At 42.0% G+C, this 21,307-nt stretch carries 21 protein-coding genes; 11 read left to right on the plus strand and 10 right to left on the minus strand.

Features of this window, described 5'->3' with window-relative positions:
• Positions 1-78: 78 nt before the first annotated feature.
• Both ald and leuS read right to left on the minus strand, forming a co-directional pair.
• Positions 79-1,179 carry an alanine dehydrogenase gene (gene ald / locus ACA086_RS00600; RefSeq protein ID WP_371001275.1) on the minus strand — a complete coding sequence of 367 codons (1,101 nt, stop codon included), beginning with the start codon at positions 1,177-1,179 and terminating at the stop codon, positions 79-81.
• A 203-nt stretch (positions 1,180-1,382) separates the two neighbouring features.
• The gene (gene leuS, locus ACA086_RS00605) at positions 1,383-4,217 is read right to left on the minus strand and encodes a leucine--tRNA ligase (protein WP_371001276.1); all 2,835 of its coding nucleotides are present in this window, start codon (positions 4,215-4,217) and stop codon (positions 1,383-1,385) included.
• Between the two features lie 148 nt (positions 4,218-4,365).
• Between leuS and ACA086_RS00610 the strand changes: the two genes are divergently transcribed.
• From ACA086_RS00610 to ACA086_RS00635, 6 genes are all read left to right on the plus strand, one after another.
• Positions 4,366-6,246 (plus strand): T9SS type B sorting domain-containing protein, encoded by a 1,881-nt coding sequence (locus ACA086_RS00610; protein ID WP_371001278.1) that lies wholly within the window; start codon positions 4,366-4,368, stop codon positions 6,244-6,246.
• 84 nt (positions 6,247-6,330) lie between these two features.
• Positions 6,331-7,209 carry a cell division protein FtsX gene (locus tag ACA086_RS00615; RefSeq protein WP_371001279.1) on the plus strand — a complete coding sequence of 293 codons (879 nt, stop codon included), beginning with the start codon at positions 6,331-6,333 and terminating at the stop codon, positions 7,207-7,209.
• 10 nt (positions 7,210-7,219) lie between these two features.
• The gene (locus tag ACA086_RS00620) at positions 7,220-7,483 is read left to right on the plus strand and encodes a DUF3098 domain-containing protein (protein WP_371001280.1); all 264 of its coding nucleotides are present in this window, start codon (positions 7,220-7,222) and stop codon (positions 7,481-7,483) included.
• Positions 7,484-8,278 (plus strand): undecaprenyl-diphosphate phosphatase, encoded by a 795-nt coding sequence (locus ACA086_RS00625; protein ID WP_371001281.1) that lies wholly within the window; start codon positions 7,484-7,486, stop codon positions 8,276-8,278. It abuts the gene before it with no gap.
• Positions 8,279-8,299: 21 nt separating this feature from the next.
• Positions 8,300-9,001, plus strand: a complete 702-nt coding sequence (gene truB, locus ACA086_RS00630; RefSeq protein WP_371001282.1) for a tRNA pseudouridine(55) synthase TruB — start codon at positions 8,300-8,302, stop codon at positions 8,999-9,001.
• Positions 9,002-9,042: 41 nt separating this feature from the next.
• On the plus strand, positions 9,043-9,804 hold the full coding sequence (locus ACA086_RS00635; RefSeq protein WP_371001283.1) for an energy transducer TonB: 762 nt from the start codon (positions 9,043-9,045) through the stop codon (positions 9,802-9,804).
• Here ACA086_RS00635 and ACA086_RS00640 read toward each other — a convergent pair.
• From ACA086_RS00640 to ACA086_RS00660, 5 genes are all read right to left on the minus strand, one after another.
• A complete protein-coding gene (locus ACA086_RS00640; RefSeq protein ID WP_371001284.1) occupies positions 9,787-10,413 on the minus strand; it encodes a thioredoxin family protein in 627 nt (208 codons plus the stop codon). The two genes, ACA086_RS00635 and ACA086_RS00640, sit on opposite strands and share 18 nt — an antisense overlap.
• Before the next feature lie 99 nt (positions 10,414-10,512).
• Positions 10,513-11,916 carry a TolC family protein gene (locus ACA086_RS00645; protein WP_371001285.1) on the minus strand — a complete coding sequence of 468 codons (1,404 nt, stop codon included), beginning with the start codon at positions 11,914-11,916 and terminating at the stop codon, positions 10,513-10,515.
• A gap of 2 nt (positions 11,917-11,918) precedes the next feature.
• Positions 11,919-13,271, minus strand: a complete 1,353-nt coding sequence (locus ACA086_RS00650) for an HlyD family secretion protein (RefSeq protein WP_371001287.1) — start codon at positions 13,269-13,271, stop codon at positions 11,919-11,921.
• Positions 13,272-13,276: 5 nt separating this feature from the next.
• Positions 13,277-14,944 carry a peptidase domain-containing ABC transporter gene (locus ACA086_RS00655; RefSeq protein WP_371001288.1) on the minus strand — a complete coding sequence of 556 codons (1,668 nt, stop codon included), beginning with the start codon at positions 14,942-14,944 and terminating at the stop codon, positions 13,277-13,279.
• A 3-nt stretch (positions 14,945-14,947) separates the two neighbouring features.
• On the minus strand, positions 14,948-15,622 hold the full coding sequence (locus ACA086_RS00660) for a TetR/AcrR family transcriptional regulator (protein WP_371001289.1): 675 nt from the start codon (positions 15,620-15,622) through the stop codon (positions 14,948-14,950).
• A gap of 136 nt (positions 15,623-15,758) precedes the next feature.
• Between ACA086_RS00660 and ACA086_RS00665 the strand changes: the two genes are divergently transcribed.
• The 4 genes from ACA086_RS00665 to ACA086_RS00680 all read left to right on the plus strand — a co-directional run bounded on the left by ACA086_RS00665 (position 15,759) and on the right by ACA086_RS00680 (position 18,095).
• Complete coding sequence (locus tag ACA086_RS00665) at positions 15,759-16,118, plus strand: hypothetical protein (RefSeq protein ID WP_371001290.1); 360 nt, start codon at positions 15,759-15,761, stop codon at positions 16,116-16,118.
• A 169-nt stretch (positions 16,119-16,287) separates the two neighbouring features.
• Complete coding sequence (locus ACA086_RS00670; RefSeq protein WP_371001292.1) at positions 16,288-16,851, plus strand: DNA-3-methyladenine glycosylase I; 564 nt, start codon at positions 16,288-16,290, stop codon at positions 16,849-16,851.
• Entirely contained in the window at positions 16,811-17,425 is a 615-nt protein-coding gene (locus ACA086_RS00675; protein WP_371001294.1) for a hypothetical protein, read from the plus strand. The genes ACA086_RS00670 and ACA086_RS00675 overlap by 41 nt, the downstream gene beginning before the upstream one ends.
• Entirely contained in the window at positions 17,406-18,095 is a 690-nt protein-coding gene (locus tag ACA086_RS00680) for a DUF2490 domain-containing protein (protein WP_371001295.1), read from the plus strand. The genes ACA086_RS00675 and ACA086_RS00680 overlap by 20 nt, the downstream gene beginning before the upstream one ends.
• Here the strand turns inward: ACA086_RS00680 and aat are convergent.
• The 3 genes from aat to ACA086_RS00695 form a co-directional block, all read right to left on the minus strand.
• Positions 18,066-18,719 carry a leucyl/phenylalanyl-tRNA--protein transferase gene (gene aat / locus ACA086_RS00685; RefSeq protein WP_371001952.1) on the minus strand — a complete coding sequence of 218 codons (654 nt, stop codon included), beginning with the start codon at positions 18,717-18,719 and terminating at the stop codon, positions 18,066-18,068. The two genes, ACA086_RS00680 and aat, sit on opposite strands and share 30 nt — an antisense overlap.
• Positions 18,720-18,786: 67 nt before the next feature.
• The gene (locus ACA086_RS00690; RefSeq protein WP_371001296.1) at positions 18,787-19,164 is read right to left on the minus strand and encodes a DUF3127 domain-containing protein; all 378 of its coding nucleotides are present in this window, start codon (positions 19,162-19,164) and stop codon (positions 18,787-18,789) included.
• Positions 19,165-19,166: 2 nt separating this feature from the next.
• Positions 19,167-20,042 carry a flavin reductase family protein gene (locus ACA086_RS00695; RefSeq protein WP_371001953.1) on the minus strand — a complete coding sequence of 292 codons (876 nt, stop codon included), beginning with the start codon at positions 20,040-20,042 and terminating at the stop codon, positions 19,167-19,169.
• Between the two features lie 115 nt (positions 20,043-20,157).
• Between ACA086_RS00695 and ACA086_RS00700 the strand changes: the two genes are divergently transcribed.
• A complete protein-coding gene (locus tag ACA086_RS00700) occupies positions 20,158-21,306 on the plus strand; it encodes a PAS domain-containing sensor histidine kinase (RefSeq protein ID WP_371001298.1) in 1,149 nt (382 codons plus the stop codon).
• Position 21,307: the final 1 nt, after the last annotated feature.

Raw genomic sequence — 21,307 nt, forward strand, 5'->3', positions numbered from 1 at the left:
GATATTAAAATTACAAATAACATAACAAAAACCCCGCCAATTGAGGCGGGGTAATTAAAACTGACAAAATGTACCTGATTATGCTAGAGCTTCTTCCCATCCGAAGGTCTCTACAATTTCCCTGTATGCAATTTCCCCTTCGATAATATTCAACCCCTTATGCAGGGCTTCATCTTCCTCACATGCCTTATACCAACCTTTATTTGCCAGGGCAAGAACAAAAGGTAAGGTTACGTTGGTAAGGGCCATCGTTGAAGTGTAAGGTACTGCCCCGGGCATATTGGCTACAGAATAATGGACGACATCGTCAATGATATAGATAGGATCTTCATGTGTTGTCGGCTTAGTGGTTTCAACACATCCTCCCTGGTCAACTGCCACATCCACAATGACGGTTCCCGGCCTCATCATCTTGAGCATATCCCTGCTGATCAGATTAGGTGCTTTCGCTCCTTTCAGCAATACGCCTCCGATTATAAGATCGTGGGTTTTTATATGCTTCCGGATATTGAATTCATTTGAGTATTCTGTGACGACATGACTGGGCATGACGTCGTTGATGTAACGAAGGCGTTTCATGTTAACGTCCAGAATAGTTACATGGGCTCCTAATCCGGCTGCCATTTTAGCAGCCTGGGCTCCTACTACTCCGGCGCCGAGAACAAGAACCTTGCCTGGAGCGACTCCGGGAACACCTCCCAATAAGACACCCCTGCCTTTTTTAGGTTTCTCCAGGTATTTTGCTCCCTGTTGAATGGCCATTCTGCCTGCAACTTCCGACATAGGGGTCAACAAGGGTAGTGTCCCATCCGAGTCTTCAACAGTTTCATACGCTATACATATTGCTCCACTGGCGAGCATTGCCTTTGTTAATGTTTCGCTGGAAGCAAAGTGGAAATAAGTGAAGATGACCTGTCCCTGCCTTATCAGACTATACTCCGGCTCTATAGGCTCCTTTACCTTGACAATCATATCACTCGAAGCATATACCTCCTCAATACTATCAAGAATAGTAGCCCCTGCAGTCTGATAGTCCTTATCAAAAAATCCACTTCCTTCGCCGGCAGTGGATTGTACAAAAACCTTGTGGTGGTTCTTAACCAGTTCGTAAACACCGGCCGGGGTCATCCCCACCCGACTTTCATTATTTTTAATTTCTTTTGGTACCCCGATAATCATGCCTTTTTGTTTTGTTTGTTCGTTTCCTCAAAATTGAAACTATAAATCTGCCCAGAGAAAAATAATCGATGAAATGCAGGGGTAAATGTTTAAATATCATTAATTATAAAACAAATACCCCCTTTTTAAGAGGGGTATAGTTAAATAATCTAACTTTTTATCTTAATAAACTTAAAATACAGGGGGGGGGTAACAAATTATTCTTAAACAACTATATTGACGATTTTACCCGGGACTACGATTACCTTTTTGGGTTCCTTCCCTGCAAGTTGTGCCTGTGTTTTTTCATGACCGAGCACTTTGACCTCTACTTCTTCTTTAGTAAGACTAAGGGGTAAGCTAAGGGTAAACCGCATTTTCCCGTTAAATGAAATAGGGTATTCCTTTTGATCTTCGACCAAATATTTCTCTTCAAATATTGGAAAACTTGCCACACTAACGGAGGTGTTATGTCCCGCTTTAGCCCATAACTCTTCAGCCAGGTGAGGCGCATAAGGGGCAATGAGGACGATAAGGGCTTCAAGTACTTGTCTAGAATTACATTTCTGTGCAGAAAGTTCATTAACACAGATCATAAAAGTAGATACTGAGGTATTAAAACTAAATGCCTCGATATCTTCTGTTACCTTTTTGATTGTCTTGTGTAAGGTCTTAAGAGATTCAGGATTTGGAACAGTCTCAGATAAATAAAAATCTCCTTTTTCATGGGAATGGAATAAACGCCAGAGTTTCTTCAGGAAAGAGTACACTCCGGTTATCCCGGCCGTATTCCAGGGTTTCGATTGCTCCAGAGGCCCAAGAAACATTTCGTAGAGACGCAAAGCATCGGCCCCGTATTCCTGACAGATGGCATCCGGATTTACAACGTTGTATTTGGATTTGGACATTTTCTCTACTTCCCTACCGACCTGAAAAACTTCTCCATCTAAAACAAATTCGGCATTTTTAAATTCAGGTCGCCATTTTTTAAAACCCTCTATATCCAATTCATCGGAAGCATTTACCAGAGATACGTCGGCGTGAATTGGGTCGACTTCTTTCCCTTCAATCAAATCTCTGGACAAAAAGCGCTGGGTACCCTTTTCCCTGTAAACAAAGGCACTTGTCCCAAGGATCATTCCTTGATTAATGAGCTTACGGGCATATTCTTCTTTACCTACCCAGCCCTTGTCGAACATAAATTTCTGCCAGAAACGGGAATACAGCAAATGCCCCGTGGCATGCTCAATTCCTCCAATATACAGGTCTACATCCTCCCAGTAGGAAATCGCTTCTTTAGAAAAAATCTCCTCGTCATTCTCCGGATCCATATATCGATTAAAATACTGGGAACTACCTGCCCATCCGGGCATTGTGTTGAGTTCCAGTGGAAAGACTTGCTTGTGGTCTATAAGATCGTTAGCAACTACTTGTTCTGTTTTGGTACACCAGGCCCAGTTAGTTGCATTGCCTAAAGGCGGTTCTCCTGTTTCTGTAGGCAGGTATTTTTCCACTTCGGGTAAGTTTAGTGGAAGCCGGCTCTCAGGGATCATATGAGGAATCCCGTTGATGTAGTATACAGGAAAAGGTTCGCCCCAGTATCGCTGTCTGCTGAACACCGCATCCCGCAAGCGATAGTTTATTTTTCCTTTGCCAATTTCCTTCTCCTCCAAAGCCTTGATAATTTTCGCCGAGGCTTCTTTGTATGTTAAGCCATTGAGAAAGTCCGAATTAGCAATGATGGTATTCTCTTTGTCTGCGAAGGCTTCCTCAGAAATATCAACACCTTTGAAGATATTAGGGATGGGGATATTGAAATGTTTTGCAAAATCGTAATCCCGCTGGTCGCCGCAGGGTACTGACATTACAGCACCGGTTCCGTAACCTGCCAGTACATAGTCGCCAATCCAGATGGGAATGGATTCGCCCGTAAACGGATGAAGAACATAGGAACCTGTAAAAGCCCCGCTTATGGTCTTTACGTCTGCCATCCTATCCCTTTCGGATCGTTTGGCAGATTTTTCCACATAACGTTCTACTTCTTCTTTCTGGTTCTGAGTGGTTATTTTTTCCACCAGTTCGTGCTCCGGTGCCAGGGTCATAAAGCTTACTCCAAACAAGGTATCAGGCCTTGTGGTGAATACTTCTATTGGATATGAGGAGGTTATCTCATCACTTTTTGCAGTAAAAAAAGTGAGGGAGGCTCCCACGGATCGTCCTATCCAATTGGTTTGTGCATCTTTCAGTGGCTGAGGCCAGTCGATCGTTTCAAGTCCGTCGAGGAGCCTCTGGGCATAGGCCGTAATTCTCATACTCCACTGTGTCATTTTCTTTCGCACCACGGGATGCCCACCGCGTTCTGAAACGCCGTTGATAATCTCGTCATTGGCAAGTACGGTACCCAAAGCCGGGCACCAGTTCACTTCTGTATCAGCAAGATATGTAAGACGGTATTTTAAAAGGAATTTTTGTTGTTCATCCCTGTCCATCCCTTTCCATCGAGCGGCATCGATCACTGGAGTGTCGTCATCACAAACAGCATTGATCTTTTTATTGCCTTCTTTCCCTAATCGCTCTTCGAGCCGACTAATGCTTTGGGCTTTATCTGAATCCTTGTCGTACCAGGAATTAAACAATTGAATAAATACCCACTGTGTCCATTTGTAATAAGAGGGGTCCGAAGTGCGTACCTCCCTGCTCCAGTCAAAAGAAAAGCCAAGTTTGTCTAACTGTTCTCTATATCTTTTAATATTGGTCTCGGTAGTGATAGCCGGATGTTGTCCTGTTTGAATGGCATATTGCTCTGCAGGCAAACCGAAAGAATCATACCCCATAGGATGTAGTACATTATATCCCTGATGTCTTTTATAGCGGGCGTAGATATCGTTGGCGATATACCCCAGTGGGTGTCCTACGTGCAGTCCTGCCCCCGAAGGATAGGGAAACATATCCAGGACATAGAATTTCTTCTTGTCCGATTCATTTTCCGCCCTGAATGTCTGATTCTTGGCCCAGTATTCCTGCCACTTGTCTTCAATCCTTCTGAAATCGTAGCTCATCCTTTGATCTTTCTCATTGTAATGCGGCAAAAATAGGAGTATTAGCTGAAAGTGAAAAGCTATTCCCCACAACAATAATGTGATTAACAAAGACGTTCGATGTTTTGTAGCTATAATGAAGTTGAAAAGCATATTTTTAGGACGGTAAATGAAAAGAATCACAGTAGTCATTTTTCTTGCCTTGTGCAGTGTCTCCTTAAAAGGAACCGCTCAACTTGGATTTTGCCAGGGAAGTTCCGGAAGCCCTATATTTACAGAAGATTTTGGGACCGGCATTACAAACGGACCTGCATTGCCTCCAGGCACTACCACCTATACCTATGTCAATGGCCCCCCTGATGACGGTAGCTATACCATTACAAGCAATACTGCTGGATATTTCGATTGGTTTAATATCCAGGATCATACACCCGATGACGTGAGTGGTAAAGCATTTATCGTTAATGCAAGTTTTACCGCAGGCGAATTCTATCGAAGGTCTATTGATGGTCTTTGTGAGAACACATCCTATGAATTCTCCTCCTGGCTTCTGAATTTACATCCGAGAATGGGTGTTGGTTGCCCCAACAACGGTATTCCAGTCAATGTCCAATTTCAGATCTGGGACAGTACCGATACCAATTTACTGGCCTCCGGCGATACAGGGGATATTGAAGACAAAACAACTCCAGAGTGGGAACAATACGCCTTGTTGTTCACCACCCTTCCGGGACAGTCTTCCGTAATTCTGAAGATGATCAATAATGGAAGTGGAGGATGCGGAAATGATCTTGCCATAGACGATATCGCCTTCAGGTCGTGTGGTGATCTGGTTACACTCAGCGATACTCAGAATAGAAACTCTATCTTTCAATGTGAAGTAGACAGCCCGGTGGGAAGTCTCACCCTCAGCGCCACACCCGACTTCAGTATTTTCAACAATCATTTTTACCAATGGCAGGAAAGTACGGATAATTCGAGCTGGGTAAATATCCCGGGCGAAACTACTGATACCTATTCCACACCTATATTGACAGACAGTCGATATTACAGGGTAGTTGTATCAGAAGACCTCATCAATATCAACAACAATCTGTGCAATGTTATTTCACAGGTGTTCGAAATTGTATTTGTCCCTACCCCTAATCCTCCTTCCAGTATCGGGGATATCCGGATATGTGAAAATATTGAAAACGGACTCCTTACCGTAAGGGTTCCACCCGGAGTACAGGTAGACTGGTATGATGCCCCAACCGGAGGGACTTTACTCGATACAGATACAATTACATACAGCACCGATATTGCAGGAACTTATTATGCAGAGGCTGTTTCCACCTTAGCCTATTGTCCCTCATCAAACAGGACGGCGGTTACTTTAGAATTTTATCCGCTCCCTGAAGTGAATGATGAGGTTATTTCCTTTTGTGAGAATGAAGATGTACTGCTGCAAGCAGGGGTGTCAGCTTCCCGCTATGAATGGAGTACCGGGGAAACTACCTCGGAAATAACGGTTTCACAACCCGGGATTTATACTGTGGAAGTCACAGATTCGAATGGGTGTTCCAACATAAAAACAATTGAAGTCCTTCAAATAAATCTACCTGTTATTGAAGAAATAAGGACAGTAGACAACAATATTGTTGTGAATACCTCCAACGTAGGTGAGGCTGAATATTCCTTGGATGGATTAAATTTTCAGAACGAGTCTGTCTTTCAGAAAATTCCGGGGGGATTATACACAATATCGGTAAGGGGGGATTCGAGTTGCAGTAATGTCACACGGGAATTTTTTCATTTGGTTGTACCCAAATTTTTTACCCCCAACGGGGACGGGATAAACGACTTTTTTGAAGTGGAAGGGATAGGATCCCTCTCTGATTACGAGATCAACCTTTATGATCGTTATGGTAAGTTGATTAAAAATGCCTTAGGTGAGCCGTTGAGATGGGATGGAAGTTTTAACTCCCGATTACTCCCCTCAGGAGATTATTGGTTTACAGTACGTATTGAGAACAATATTTACCAAGGTCATGTCGCCCTGGTCAGGTGATAGGCAGAACAAGACCATAATATTCTGCCAAGGTCGGTTACAGGTTCTTTATACTTTAGTATTTTTACGGCATTAATGTGATTTATGAGTAAATCGTTTGAACGTTATCAAAAGAGAAAATTAATTTCCTCTTACTTCTCGGTAGTTCTGAGTATAAGTCTGGTCTTGTTTCTTCTTGGCGTTCTGGGCCTTCTTGTTCTCAATACCAAAAAACTGGCAGATCACTTTAAAGAACAGATTACTTTATCGGTATTTTTAAAGGACAATGCCAAGCAGGTTGAAATTGACCAGCTGCAGAAAAGCCTTGCGCTCGCTCCTTATACGAAAAAAGCAACCTATGTCTCTAAAGAAGAGGCCGCCGAACAACACAGTGAGGAAATAGGTGAGAATTTTATCGATTTTCTAGGGTACAATCCTTTAAAAAACTCAATAGACGTTCAGCTTAATGCAGAATTCGTAACTACGGAACAAATCGCTCAGATTGCCGAAGAAATTTCCGGGAAAGGGTATGTGGAAGAAGTCAACTATGACAAACCCCTTATTGCCTTACTCACCGATAACGTAAAAAAGATCTCCTTCTGGATACTTATCGTAAGTGGCGTATTTACCTTTATTGCCGTGCTACTCATCAATAGTTCTATCCGGCTTTCGATCTATTCAAAACGATTTATCATCAAAACCATGCAAATGGTGGGGGCAACCAAGACATTTATCAGAAGGCCTTTTATTTGGACAAATGTCAAATTGGGGATGCTGGGATCACTGCTGGCTTTACTCTTTCTCGGTGGCCTCCTCTATTACATGAACCTGAATTTTCCAGAACTGGAACTGCTTTCAGATATCTGGTTCCTGGGAGGGCTTTTCCTCGGCGTATTTGTACTTGGCTTGATGATCTCATTACTAAGTACATTTTTCGCAACACAACGTTTTTTGAATCTGAGAACAGACGATTTATATTATTAACTTTGCGGATATGGGTAAAAAGCAGAAGAATACAAAGGACACTCCGCGACAGGAATTTATCTTTCAAAGGAAAAACTACCTTTTTATGTTCCTCGGAATAGCATTTATAGCCTTGGGCTTTATTCTGATGAGCGGAGGGGGAAGTGATGATCCGACGGTATTTAACCCGGACATCTACAGTTTTAGACGGATAAAACTCGCTCCCACCCTGGTATTGATTGGCCTTGGGTTGGAGGTATATGCAATCCTTTTAAATCCCCATAAAAACAAATAATTGGATATAATAGACGCCATCATCCTTGGCATCGTACAAGGTTTGACTGAATTTCTTCCGGTTTCTTCCAGTGGGCATTTAGAGCTTGGAAAGGCAATTCTGGGAGACGAGTCTATTCCCCAGGACAGTTTACTATTTACTGTTGTACTCCACTTTGCTACTGCCCTGAGTACCCTTGTGGTTTTCAGAGCTGATGTGTGGAGCATCCTTAAAGGCTTATTTCAATTCAAGTGGAATGAGGAAACTGAATTTTCGCTAAAAATTATTCTGTCCATGCTACCCGCAGCCTTTATTGGTTATTTCTTTGAAAAAGAATTGGAAAGCCTCTTCGGTGAGAATGTTGTATTAGTCGGGTTTATGCTTATTGTAACTGCACTGCTACTCTATATGGCAGACAGGGCCAAAGAGACCCAGAAACAGGTTACCTTTCTCAATGCTTTTGTTATCGGCGTATCCCAGGCTATTGCTATTCTTCCGGGAATTTCGAGAAGTGGTGCTACAATTTCAACTTCTGTGCTTCTGGGAATTGACAAAAATAAGGCTACACGATTTTCATTTTTAATGGTAGTCCCGCTTATTCTCGGAAAAATGGCGAAGGACTTATTAAGTGGTGAGATCGATTTTCAAAGTGCACAAATGGTTTCCCTGGGTGCGGGCTTCCTCGCTGCCTTTCTTTCTGGTCTGGTTGCATGTATCTGGATGATCAAATTAGTAAGGCAGAGCAAATTACAGTACTTTGCTATCTACTGTTTCCTGGTAGGACTTACAGCAATCGCCCTGGGCCTATGGAGCTAGATTTCCAAAACAAACCGTAAAATGGACTTGATTTCCAAAGAAGAGTTTCAGGAAGGGCAGGTATTGCTAATTGATAAACCCCTTGAATGGACCTCATTCCAGGCAGTTAATTTCATTAAATGGACCATTCGAAAAAAATTTAATCTTAAAAAAATTAAAGTTGGGCATGCCGGCACTCTCGATCCTCTCGCAACCGGCCTTTTAGTGATCTGTACTGGTAAGTTTACCAAGAGGATTTCCGAAATTCAGGGGCAGAGAAAAGAATATACAGGCACCATAACTCTTGGGGCCACTACCCCCTCCTTTGATCTGGAAACCGAAATAGATAAGGAATACAAAACCAATCATCTCACAGAACAAAAAATAAAGGAAGCTACCTCTCAATTTACTGGAAAGATCCAACAAAAACCCCCTGTTTTTTCAGCTTTGAAAAAGGATGGGAAACGACTTTATCAATATGCCCGGGAAGGCGAAGAGGTAGTTATTAATACACGGGAAATAGAAATATTTGAGTTCGAAATTACTGCTGTTGAGATGCCCAGGGTTCATTTCAGAGTGGTCTGTAGCAAAGGGACATACATCAGGTCACTTGCGCATGATTTTGGCCGAGCACTAGCGTCAGGAGGACACCTTTCTGCCCTGAGAAGAACCAAAATAGGCCTGTACAACGTAAATAATGCTATAACACCCCCCGAATTCAGGGCAAAGTACTTAGCGGAATAAGTCGTTCGTTTTGTAATTTTAGGGAGGAGTAGCTGAGATTAATGAACAAAATCGCGACATATTTCCAATGGATATCGAATTTGAACAGAAATCAACTCTCGTTGATCATTACGTTCTTTTCGCTCTCTATTATGGTACTCCTGCTCTTTAATCTGCATCTCGATGCTGAAGAACAGGACGAATACGTCATCGAAATGAGTTTGGCTGATGAAGATCTTCAGGAGATTCTCGAGCAGGAAGAAAAAAGGGCAGAGGAACTGGCCAATACCAATATATTAAAAAGCAACCGGGCTGTAAACGAGACAGCAAAACCGAGTTTTGGCAACCCTGAACCTTTGAAAACACTTGAGGAACTCATGGAAGAGCATCAACTGAACTCGGATGAGAAATCACTTGAAGAAATGTTGAATGAAAATGAGGCTTTCGCGAATTCTCTAAAGGAAATGGCCAATAAAAGGGAAGAGCGTAAGCAACAACTGGGGGAAAAAGATGCTGAAAAAAAGGAGTATACAGACTACATGAAGAACAGGACTACCCGTATTTCCTATTCCCTGGTAGATCGGAACAGTTATGAGCTTCCACCTCCAATATATACTTGCCTCGAAGGAGGAAAAGTGGTTATAAACATTACGGTAGATCGATTGGGGTATGTTACGGATGCCAACTTTAACGCAACTAGTTCGAACACTTCCAATGGTTGCCTGGTTGAAAATGCGATACAGTACGCCCTGAAAGCCAGATTTAATCCCGGAGACAAGGCGTCGCAACTGGGTACCATTACTTATCTATTTCAAAGTAAATAGTTGTAGCAGGTCTTCTAGTGTATTCTTCCCCTTATCCGCATTAAACCATTGCTGTAAGTCCTCCTTAAAAGCGGCAGAAAGAGATCCGTGTTCCTTCTTGTACTCCATGGCCAAAAGGGTAGCTTTTGAAGGCAATGGTCCCCAGGTATTTATTACCTCCATATCTTCTGTATCGATCACGATTAATTTTGGGATCGATCTTTTACCATCAGTCAAGAACATATCCATGATCCTGGGATATTCACTTCTCAATATAATCCTTAAGTCAATTTCGTCATTTATTTCAGCCATCCTGTTCATAACAGGCAGACTGGGGGCAGCATCCCCACACCAACTCTCGGTAATCACAAGCCAGGTAACCTTTCTGGAGTAATTGGCAATCTTCGAATTGATTTCGTCGGAAATCTTAAAGGTCTTGTCCCAGCGTCTCATCCGTCTGTCATTGAGTTCCGTATAATGTTTATAGGCATCGGTCTGTTCAGGTCCGGTTGTACCATTTTTCCTGGCCAGATCAGCCACCAACTCGCGAAACTCAAGATATGTCATGCCCTTCCGGATTACCTCCTGCAATAAGTCTTGTGAAGATGTAAATGATGTTTGTTTTTCCATTTTTGTTTTATACTTATGACTAGTGAAGGTGTAGATGTTCAGGTCCTTTGTAGAATTTTAATCTCTTTCCTTACATGTCCTTTTCAGAGATAAATTCCATCAAAGACTTTCAGGATTGATAGCCAGGCTCTGGAACAACTTTGCTTTTGCCTTGAAGAATTTGTTTTGCAATTCATTTTGTTTGAGCCTTGCGTCGATCAGTTTACTCTCCCGGCTATTAATCAGAAAAAGTGAACTTTCACCAAAATTAAATTTGCGTTCTTCCCCCCGGAGTAGGGTTCTGTAATTTGTAACTATATCGTAAACCAATTGATTTTGCTCCTCGAAAGATTCCAGTTCATTATAGATCGCAAGCACTTTGTTCGCAATAGATATGGAGGCATTGGCATACTCAAATTCGGCATCCCTCAATTTAAATTTCGCCAGTTTCAGCTCTCCCCTTTCTTTTCGCAGGAAAAGTGGCAAACTGATATTCACCCCACCTTTGTAATTTTCTTGCTGTAGGGAATTGATCAATTCCGGAGTCTCCGTCAGAAAATTGTATTCGAGGTCAATTTGAGGTAAAAGGTTATTTGTCTTTAATCGTTTGTCTATTGTCAACTGGTCTATTTTGCGTCCGAGGGATATAATTTTAGGATGGTTTTCGATCGTAAAACTATCCAAAGGCAGGCCCATAATTTCAAGGGCAAGATCTATTTCACCTTCAAGTGTTGTATCTGGAATAACTTCTTCCCTGAGTTCCACGGGTATATTATTCGGCATCCAGAGAAAATTAGATAATGCCAGGGTTTTGTTCCTAAGGGTCACCTCGGCCTGGGTTAGGCCAAGAGCTCTGTTCTGGTAGGCAATTTTTGCTTCAACGGTATCGATTGCGGCTAAATCTCCTGCCCTGGCCCTCTTCCTGATTCCTTCGAATCGTATCTGAGCGTTGTCCAGAAACCGGCGATAAATTTCCCGGTCGTTATATGCCTGTAACCAATCAAAATAAGCAACACATGCATCAAAAAGTATGGTATTTATAAGCAGGTCCCTGTCTGCCAGGGTCTGTTCCCGGAAAAATTTAGCTTTTCGCACTGTGGCCATTCGGTCATTTGCAAGAAATCCCTTCCCAAGCGAAAATGATACACCTGCACTGTATAAACCATCATCCGGTAAAGTTTCGTCTGGATTTAAAAATTCACCATCGGTCTGTTCAAAATTTCCTTTGAGTTCAATCCCATACCAGGTTGGTATCTTAAAGGTGGCATTAAGTCGGTCATAGTATTCAGTACCCTTAAATTTCTTGCGGTCGTAATCTACTTCAACCTTTGGATCAAAGCCTCCCCGGGCCTTCATCAGATTGGCTTCACCAATGGCAATGACCAATTCGGCCTGTTTGGCAATGGGGTGATACTTTTTTACATAACCCAGGTATTCCCTGAAATTAAGTGTAAGGGAATCTGCCTCCTGTCCAAGGAGACTAAAAGAAAGAAACAATCCTAATATCGTTAGATATCTCCTCATCCTTACTTTTTATTATTTTGAGCCATTCCTTCTTCAGGCTGATAATAGTTGGGAGGGAATCCATTGAGTTGTCTCCAGAGTTCATACCAGATAGGCACATCTTCTAACAGGGCCAACGTATTTGCACCCGATCCTACCCGGATATCCTTAGGCCAGGGCTGATCCTCAGGATCCGCAGCCAGTAAGACTCTATATTTACCATTACTGCTGATAAAGGTTTCTATCGCCACTACTTTACCTCCATAGGTGCCGTAAGAAACATTAGGCCAACCACTAAAAATAATCGCAGGCCATCCATCGAACTGAATTCTCACCTTTTCCCCTATATGAATCAGGGGAAGGTCTAGGGGTTCTACGTATGTTTCCACAGCCATTGCGTATTCTGAAGGCATAATTCCCACCAGTTTATCTCCTTCCTTAAAAGTTTCCCCTATACCGGCCTGGATTGCTTTAGTGATAAATCCACTTTGGGGCGCCCTGATGTATTGCATCTGACTTCGAACCTCATAATTCGTGAATTCATTTTCGAGTTTAGTCACCTGGGCTTCGGAATCAAACTGGTTAGACTGAGCGGTAAACATGTCACTCTGAGCCTTGGAAATCTTGTCCGTATATTCGGCTTCAATCCTGTTGATCTCTACGGTGGCGTTTATGATCTCATTCTTAGAAGCCAGCAAGGTGTTTTCCTGTGAAATAAGTTTCGCCTGCGTCTCCTGTAGTTTGAGACGTTTCTCCTCTACATCCGTAATGGCTTTCAGCCCTTCATCCTGAAGTTGCACCACCCGGTCGTACTGTCTTTGCGCGATGGTAATATTGGTTTTGGCTGCTTCCAGATCAATACTGTCACTCTGCACTTTTAAATTAGCCTGTAACAACTTATTCCTGGCTTGCTCGAGCTTGAGCTGCCGTTCTCTCTTCAGAGCGCCTATCTGTGCATTCAGAGCCTTTACCTTCTCCTGATATGAACTAACCGACATGGATTTTGCCCTGATCTGATCCCCTGTTCTGGAAATCAGATTTGGGTCGAAATACTCACTTTTTACCTCAGAGATAAAAAGGATGGTATCACCCTTTTTTACAAAATCTCCTTCCTGAACATACCATTTTTCAATCCGGCCCGGAATAGGGGATTGTATCGTCTGAGGTCTGTGTTCAGGATTGAGGGTAGTGAGGTATCCTTTGCCCGAAATGGTCTGTGTCCATGGGAGAAAAAGGACAATAAATCCTATTATAGTAAAGGCAAGCAAAAAACGATTAAAATGTTTGTAATGCTTTGAATGAAATACCTTCTGAGACGATCTGTAGTTCATCAGATCGACTTTCCTGTTAAGTCTGTTTGGAGATATATTCAACATAGCCTTTAGCTTTCATTAATTATTTTACCATTCTTCATAGTGATGATCCGCGTACATTTTTTCATCCAACGGGCATTCTGACTAACCACGACAAGGGCCCAGGGATTAGACCTGTCGGTTAAGAAATCGATAATCCGATCTGCCTCGTCCGGGTTAAAATGATCCAGAGGATCTTTTAGAATAAGTAATCTTGGCTTACGCACAATACTCCGGGCAAGCACAATTTTTTTCGATATTACATAGGGAATCTGCTGCCCCTCAGGATAGAGCATAGTCCTGATCCCCATAGGTTGTTCTTTTACAAATTCGGTGAGACCCGCCTTTTCGAGCGCCCAGTAAACTTCTTCTTCGGTTACTGACAAGTCTCCGAAGGTGATATTTTCCAGGATGCTGCCTTCGAACGGACTTTCCTCTGTAAGGGACTGACCTATATGGGATCTGTAATAATTCAGGGAGATCGATTTCAAGGAAACATTGTTGACATATATTGCTCCCTGATCGGGCTCTACTATGCCTGCGATGAGTCTTAGCAAGGTAGATTTCCCCGAACTACTGTGGCCTTTGATCAGGATCGTACATCCCGGTGTGATCATCAGGGATAAATCATCGATAATGGGCTTATTTGTGCCAGGAACATTATACCGAAGTTCCTTTAATTCCACATCGAAGGAATCCTTTTCCCCAAACGGGCGCTCTCCGTTTACAGGTTCAAGCTCCTTATCCACAACCTGACCTAATTTTTCAAGGGAGGTGAGCAGGTCATAAAAAGTTTCCAGACCAAGGATTAGTTTTTCAACACTGTTGATTACCAACAGGATGATGATTTCTGCGGCTACAAATTGCCCGATATTCATTTCCTGGTTGAGAACAAGAATCCCACCTATCAGTAGAAGTCCGACCGTGACCAGCACCTTAAATCCGATCATCTGGATAAACTGGATCACCAGGATACGGAAATGACCCTCGCGTGCTTCCAGGTATTTCTCCACCAGCGCATCGTTCTTTTCCATGGCGAGGCTGGTTTTGCCAGAGAGTTTAAAACTGATGATAGATCTTGCAACTTCCTGTAACCAATGGGCCACTTTGTATTTGTTTTCAGACTCTTCCAGACTCGTTTCTAGTCCTTTCTGAGCTGTGAACTTAAATACAAAGTAGATCAGGAGGAGGAGTAAAAAACCATAGATAATAAAGAAAGGATGATAGAAAGAGAGCAGCATCAATCCAAAAATGATCTGAAGTAAGGCTGCCGGAAAATCGACCAGTATTTTTGCAAGGCCTTTCTGTACGGTAAGTGTATCAAAGAATCGATTGGCTAATTCCGGCGGATAGAGGTTCCTGAGTTCACTCAGTTTTATCTTGGGGAATCGGTAGGCGAATTCAAAAGAAGACCTTGTAAAAATCTTTTGCTGTACGTTTTCAATGATCCTGATCTGCATCAGCTGTAAAATCCCACCAAAAGCAACCCCCAGGGTCACTAAAATGACGAGTACGATCCAGGAAGTGCTGATTTGGGCACCTTGTATCAGGTTGATAATAGCCTGTATCCCCAGGGGAAGCGATAAGTTCACCAGCCCTGCAAAAATAGCGTAATAAAAAATCTGAAAAATGTCCCTTTTATCCAACTTCAAAAGTCCCAGCAATCGCTGCCAGGCCGTGAGAACGGTCTTTGCCATATATTACTTGTTAAGAGAATTAAAAACCAAATGTGTAAAATAGTGTGTTGGTGTTACCTTTTTATTGCAATTGGTCAGGGATGGAAAATGTTGTGTTAGAAAATACTGGTGGAGCGATCCTTCCAAAACCGTGCTGGCAAGGCTTGAGGGATATGGATAGTTGGGATCCACCCCCTGGATCATCTCACTGATCCTAAGAACCATTCTTTTATAAATCTCAAAATAACCTTCCTTGTTCTCTGTATCAACTTCCTTAGTTAAGTACGATTTGGAATATTCGTTTATAATAATATCATTAAGAAGCACTTCATTGATATGGGTAAAGGAATCATCGAGCACTACGGGTTTACTTATAACTTCAATTGCCTTGCGTAATTTTTCTGAAGGATCGGCGATACTATTGGTTGCAAAAACAAACTGGTACTCCTGCCAGCCCCAATACCAGGAAGTTAGGTAAAGCAACAATTTGTGCTTGTTTTCAAAGTATCTATAGATGGAACTCTCATTAGAACCGATGCTGGATCCCAGTTTTTTGAAGGTAAAAGAATCGAAACCTATTTCATGGATCATAAGAATACTGTGCTCCACAATACGCTTGCCCAAATCAGACGATTCGGGGTCTTTAACGTATGTTTTGCGGTTCACTTCTATCTTGATGGTCTGCAACAAACGTTTCATAAAACTTCATTTAACGAGAGCAAATTTAATAGTAATACTATCATATACTAATAGTTTAACTGTTTTTTAACAATAGTATTACTTGACAAATAAGCTAATCTTCTTTATTTTTGAGGGAACAACAAAACTAATAACCATGAGACGACTATTATTTATAGTGTTATGCTTCCTAGGGGGAGGTCTAGCGCTACAAGCACAGCAAACACAACAAACTTCTATTGAAAAAGGAACTGTATTTACTATCAATGAGCCCGTCGCAGATCAATATCGATACGTGCTTTTTCCCAGAAAAAACTTTATCATTAAAAGGGGAGGAATTGCCAACCTTAAATCCGTTTACGGAAAAGAAGTTGAAGTGGTAGATTACGCCTATACAGATGAAGGAGATACCAGGGTGACCCTTAAAAGGACGGATGGGAGAAAATTCTTCAGAAATTTCAAAACCGTCGATGCGTATTTAGAAGATGCTCTAACGGCTGGGGAGTTAACAAAATAAGTGTTTGTTCTCTGATACCGGTTCTGCCATCCTTTTACTATAGAGGGAATGGCAGGCCGGTTCTTTATATACTTCATAATTCAGGTAACTATAAGAATGCACTATATCAATGATCTTCGTGTAATACTTTTAAATTTTCCCTTTATCTTTAAGAATAAAGTATTTCACTATGACCAAAGTACGATGTGGATGGTGCCTGGGTAGCGAACGCTACATCAAATACCATGATGAGGAATGGGGTGTGCCTGTAAAAGATGATGCCAAATTATTCGAGTTCCTGATTTTGGAGACTTTTCAGGCGGGACTCAGCTGGATCACAGTACTGAATAAAAGAGAGAACTTCCGAAAGGCCTTCGATGATTTTGACTACCATAAAATTGCGAATTACAATCAGCAAAAAATAGACTCCCTACTCCAGGATGCGGGTATCATCCGTAATAAACTAAAAATCCACGCCACCGTTAGCAATGCCAGAGCCTTTCTCAATACGCAAAAGGAGTTTGGTTCGTTCAGCAAATATATCTGGGGATTTGTCAATCATTCCCCTTTAAAAAATAGCTATGATGATCAATCACAAATTCCGGCAAAGACCTCCCTCTCAGATACCATTAGTGCAGATATGAAGGCCAGAGGATATAAATTTGTTGGGAGTACCGTGATATACGCCCATATGCAGGCTACAGGCATGGTTAATGATCACATTAGCAGTTGTTTCCGATATGATGAAATATAGTATTCTATTACTGGCCCTATCTTTTCTATGTTTTTCCCCAGCTTTTGCCCAGGCAAAGTACGAAAGGGAATTCAGGATCAGGAAATCCCAATTTCCGCAAAATGCCCTGGAACAAATAGAGGATCAGATTAAAGATTCCCGCCGACTCCGATTCTACAAGGAGATAGATAGCGCAACCATAAGCTTTGAAGCTAAATTTAAAAAAGACCGACTGCATTACAGTATTGAATTTAATTCGGAAGGCGAGTTGGAAGACATTGAAGTACTGATTAAAGAAGTAGATATCCCGACAGACGTATTCTCATCAGTTTCAGATTATCTCAAGGGGAACTGTATAAATTTTAAAATCCGGAGACTGCAACAACAATACCCAGTAACAGAAAAGCAAAAAATGGAAAAAGTGATCAAGGATGCCTTCCAGAATCTTATCCTCCCCTATATCAACTATGAAATGGTTGTTTTCTGTAAGACTGATGCGGGTCGTGAAGAATACGAATACCTCTTTAATTCTGACGGCGCCTTTATCTCCCGACGAAAGTCGCTACCTCCAAATTATGACCACATCCTGTATTAGAATTCTTTTTATTCTTGTTTTTATACTGAGTGCTGAGTCGGTTTCGTCTCAGGAATCCTTTCTTTCCTATCTTCAGCCACAGCTTGCGCTCAATTATAATGTCACCACCTCCTATTCTCAGAATTTCACCTTAAGTAGCAGGAATTTCATCTATCGGGAGGATAAATTTAGGCTGGAGGGAAGAAACTTTGATATTTCACATTTCTCCAATTTTAAGACGGGGGTGAATACAAGTTTTGGAGCTGGGCTCATGTACCGGTTTCGCAAACTTTTTGATAATACCCGGACCAATGAATTAAGACTAACCCAGCAACTAAATACAACTACGCGTCCTATGGTAGTGAGATACGGACACCGCTGGCGTACAGAGCAACGTTTTTTTCCGGATGTCACAGTACATCGTTTCAGGTATAGGTTTACTCTTGATTTTCCTCTGGAAGGTGAAAAAGTGGATATTAATGAAGCCTACCTCATTCTGAATACCGAAGCCCTCCTCAGTGTAGCAAGTGGTAGGGGCGCACAATACGACCAGCGTTTTACAGCTGCTTTGGGCTGGTTACTGGAAGACACAGTGCAGCTTCAGGCCGGACTTGAATACAGGCTTGAGAACTACACAAGAAATACCCAACCGGTATTGTTTTTAAATTCTTCCCTTATTTTCTCTCTTTAAAATGGAGAGGTAATCCGCTCTGGGCATCAATTCTGCCCCCAGGCTTTCAAGATGAGGGGTGTGCAACTGGCAATCTATCAAAGAGTAGTTTTCTTTTTCCATCTCCCTGCACATATGGATAAGGGCAACTTTTGAGGCATTATTTTCTTTACTGAACATGCTTTCACCACAAAAGACATGACCAAGGTCTAATCCGTACAAACCCCCTACAAGTTTTTCTCCCTGCCAGACTTCATAGGAATGGGCAATGCCTTGTTTAAACAATTGAACATAGGCATCGATCATTTTTTGTGTTATCCACGTTCCCTGCTGCCCTGGTCTCGGAGCATTGGAACACTCTTGTATTACCTTTTCAAACGCCTTGTCTTTTGTAATTTTGAAATGGCCCCTGTTTAAAGTATTTCGCATGCTTTTGGAGATCCTGACCTTTGAAGGGAATAAGACCATCCTCGGATCGGGGCACCACCAAAGGATAAGGGAATCCTCATTGAACCAGGGAAAAATCCCGTTTCTGTATGCCAGGATAAGCCGTTCAGGCATAAGATCCCCGCCAACGGCCAACAATCCTTCCGGGTTAGCCATCTCAACAGGAGGAAAGATCAGCCTGTCGTCAAGAAATGTAATCGGCCTGTTCTTATTCTTCAACGATACTCAGGGTATAAAAAATTACCGGGTAGAATTGCACTCTTATTTAAAAGGGCAGATCGTCGTGGTCTTCTTCATTAAGCTCATTTGCAGGCTCAAAGGCATCCATTGGTGGAACAGGAGGAATTTCCTGTGAATCGGATTCAGCACTTACTTTTTCAATTCGCCATCCCTGGATGGAGTTAAAATATTTGGTTTCCCCTTGTGGATTTACCCATTCTCTTCCCCTCAGGTTAATGCTCACCTTTACCAGGTCTCCTTCTTTAAAAGCGTTTAATAAATCGGTTTTATCCTGTACAAACTCTATCATAAGGTGTTGTGGATATTGCTCTTCAGTTGTTACTACCAATTCCCTTTTCCTGAAACCATTAGACCCGTAGGTTTTGGTTTCATCAATCATTTTTACCTTTCCTTGTATTTCCATAACTATTGTGTTAACATGAGTACCTTCCAGGCGGAAGACACTTCATTCTTCATTAAAAATTCCTTTGCTTTTTTGTGGATGAGTTCACCCTTATTTTGTTTTATTAAATCCCTGATCTGAGGATTCTCCTCTATAAATTCTTCTATCTCCTGTTCTGAAGGCATCGCTTCCACATTTCCCAGCATACCAAGGTCATTCCCACTTAGAACATTACTATTCCTGATGTGATCGGGGAGTTTGTCAATCCCCATTCCCTTGGAGCGAATGGGTTTTGGGACTTCAAACATACCCATATTTGCGCGGGTATACCAGTTCCCCCCCATTCGGGCAACCTGATCGATCTTATGCTGGTCGATTCCCCCATCTGTATCGAGGATATTTTTTTTAATATGGAATCTTACAACCTCGGCAAAAATGAGGTTGCCTGCACCACCTCCCTCTCCAAGAGGTTCAACTTTTATCACCCGACATTCAAACTGCACAGGAGATTCCCCAACCCTGAAAGGTTTCACTTCCTCAGAGGATACCATGGTTAGTCCGGCTTTGACAAACTCATTCTCCCCTTCTTCGTATTCAGTACTGGCCAGGGACATTTGCTGTACCATGTTGAAATCCACTACATTAATAACAACCTCCTTTGTTTTCAACACATTTTCCAGCGTGTGTTTAGTGGTATTGTCACGTACCCTTCTGGCCGGGGAAAATATGAGTACGGGCGGATTAGCACTAAAGACATTAAAAAAACTAAAGGGCGATAAATTTGGCCTCCCTTCCTCGTCTACGGTACTGGCAAACGCAATAGGTCTGGGCCCTACAGCACCTAATAAATAGCTGTGTAGTTCAGGCACAGGAAGTTTTGAAGGGCTCAGGCTTACCATTTCCGACATAGATGGCAAAGGTACATAAATTGTAGGCAATTTTTATGCGAGACAGGCTTCTCTGATACAACATTTGACATCAAATTAAGTTATCTTTAATGCACGTTTCTAAAGGATGGCATTTAATCCAAAAAACAAATTCTCCAATTTCTTTCTGCTGATAGCATCATTTGTTATCGTAAGCCTTATTCTGTGGAATACCAATAGTTTTTTTAAGAAATTCAAGGAGGAAGAACGTTATAAAATGGAGATCTGGGCCACCGCACAATCAGAATTACTTCAATCTTCGGAGGATCGTGATCTGGGTAATCTGCACGTTAAAATATTTCAGAATAATACGTCAACTCCAATGATCCTTGTCAACAGGGATGGCTCTGTTAAAACCAATAATATGCCCGTGGAAATGGAGTCTGATTCTTTGGAACTTCAGCAGAAAATCGCAAAGTTTAAAAGCGAAAATAACCCTATTGCCATTACATACGACGGAGAGACCCTGGCTACCTTGTATTACGGCAATTCGGAAGTGCTCAACAAATTAAAGTACTATCCTATTGCGCTCCTTTTGATTATCCTGCTTTTTGGAGCGGTAATCTTCTTTTTCTTTAAAACCAACAAAGCCTCAGAACAGAATAAATTATGGGCCGGGATGGCCAAAGAAACGGCACACCAGATCAGTACCCCCCTGACTTCCCTCCTGGGCTGGAACGAGCTCCTTAAGAACGAGGACCTTAATAATGCAATAACCGAAGAAATTGAGAAAGATATTGATCGTCTACAAACCATAACGGAAAGGTTTTCCAATATTGGATCACTCCCCAAGTTAGAACTTCTCGATATTGTGGAGGAAACAAAAAAGGCTTTTGAATATCTGCAAATGAGAAGTTCGCGCCTCATTCGGTATTCATTTAACTCAAGGGTTGAATCCCTGCCTATTATGCTTAACAGTGCCCTATATAACTGGACTATAGAAAATCTGGTAAAAAATGGTATTGACGCCATGAAGGGCAAGGGTTCCATTTCACTTGAAATCATCCCGGATGGCAAATACGTAAATATTCTGATCTCAGATACTGGACAGGGAATCCCAAAAAGTAGTTTTCAGACCATTTTTGAGCCTGGTGTAACTTCCAAAAAAAGGGGATGGGGCCTCGGACTCTCTCTGGTAAAACGTATTGTTGAAGAATACCACAAAGGAAAAATAAAGGTACTTACCTCAAGCAAGCAGGGAACTGTTATGCAAATATCTTTACTGATAAATTCATAGT

It is taken from the genome of Muriicola sp. E247 (genome assembly GCF_041358175.1).
Classification (GTDB): domain Bacteria; phylum Bacteroidota; class Bacteroidia; order Flavobacteriales; family Flavobacteriaceae; genus Muriicola.

What these genes read in the sequence shown, in the direction of transcription:
- truB (WP_371001282.1), top strand. Translation starts at nt 8,300, where the DNA reads ATGGACTTGATTTCCAAAGAAGAGTTTCAGGAAGGGCAGGTATTGCTA.
- ACA086_RS00675 (WP_371001294.1), top strand. Translation starts at nt 16,811, where the DNA reads ATGATCACATTAGCAGTTGTTTCCGATATGATGAAATATAGTATTCTA.
- ACA086_RS00620 (WP_371001280.1), top strand. Translation starts at nt 7,220, where the DNA reads ATGGGTAAAAAGCAGAAGAATACAAAGGACACTCCGCGACAGGAATTT.
- ACA086_RS00660 (WP_371001289.1), bottom strand. Translation starts at nt 15,622, where the DNA reads ATGAAACGTTTGTTGCAGACCATCAAGATAGAAGTGAACCGCAAAACA.
- ACA086_RS00700 (WP_371001298.1), top strand. Translation starts at nt 20,158, where the DNA reads ATGGCATTTAATCCAAAAAACAAATTCTCCAATTTCTTTCTGCTGATA.
- ACA086_RS00645 (WP_371001285.1), bottom strand. Translation starts at nt 11,916, where the DNA reads ATGAGGAGATATCTAACGATATTAGGATTGTTTCTTTCTTTTAGTCTC.
- ACA086_RS00665 (WP_371001290.1), top strand. Translation starts at nt 15,759, where the DNA reads ATGAGACGACTATTATTTATAGTGTTATGCTTCCTAGGGGGAGGTCTA.
- ACA086_RS00640 (WP_371001284.1), bottom strand. Translation starts at nt 10,413, where the DNA reads ATGGAAAAACAAACATCATTTACATCTTCACAAGACTTATTGCAGGAG.
- leuS (WP_371001276.1), bottom strand. Translation starts at nt 4,217, where the DNA reads ATGAGCTACGATTTCAGAAGGATTGAAGACAAGTGGCAGGAATACTGG.
- ACA086_RS00690 (WP_371001296.1), bottom strand. Translation starts at nt 19,164, where the DNA reads ATGGAAATACAAGGAAAGGTAAAAATGATTGATGAAACCAAAACCTAC.
- ald (WP_371001275.1), bottom strand. Translation starts at nt 1,179, where the DNA reads ATGATTATCGGGGTACCAAAAGAAATTAAAAATAATGAAAGTCGGGTG.
- ACA086_RS00615 (WP_371001279.1), top strand. Translation starts at nt 6,331, where the DNA reads ATGAGTAAATCGTTTGAACGTTATCAAAAGAGAAAATTAATTTCCTCT.
- ACA086_RS00670 (WP_371001292.1), top strand. Translation starts at nt 16,288, where the DNA reads ATGACCAAAGTACGATGTGGATGGTGCCTGGGTAGCGAACGCTACATC.
- ACA086_RS00635 (WP_371001283.1), top strand. Translation starts at nt 9,043, where the DNA reads ATGAACAAAATCGCGACATATTTCCAATGGATATCGAATTTGAACAGA.
- ACA086_RS00650 (WP_371001287.1), bottom strand. Translation starts at nt 13,271, where the DNA reads ATGTTGAATATATCTCCAAACAGACTTAACAGGAAAGTCGATCTGATG.
- ACA086_RS00680 (WP_371001295.1), top strand. Translation starts at nt 17,406, where the DNA reads ATGACCACATCCTGTATTAGAATTCTTTTTATTCTTGTTTTTATACTG.
- ACA086_RS00695 (WP_371001953.1), bottom strand. Translation starts at nt 20,042, where the DNA reads ATGGTAAGCCTGAGCCCTTCAAAACTTCCTGTGCCTGAACTACACAGC.
- ACA086_RS00655 (WP_371001288.1), bottom strand. Translation starts at nt 14,944, where the DNA reads ATGGCAAAGACCGTTCTCACGGCCTGGCAGCGATTGCTGGGACTTTTG.
- ACA086_RS00610 (WP_371001278.1), top strand. Translation starts at nt 4,366, where the DNA reads ATGAAAAGAATCACAGTAGTCATTTTTCTTGCCTTGTGCAGTGTCTCC.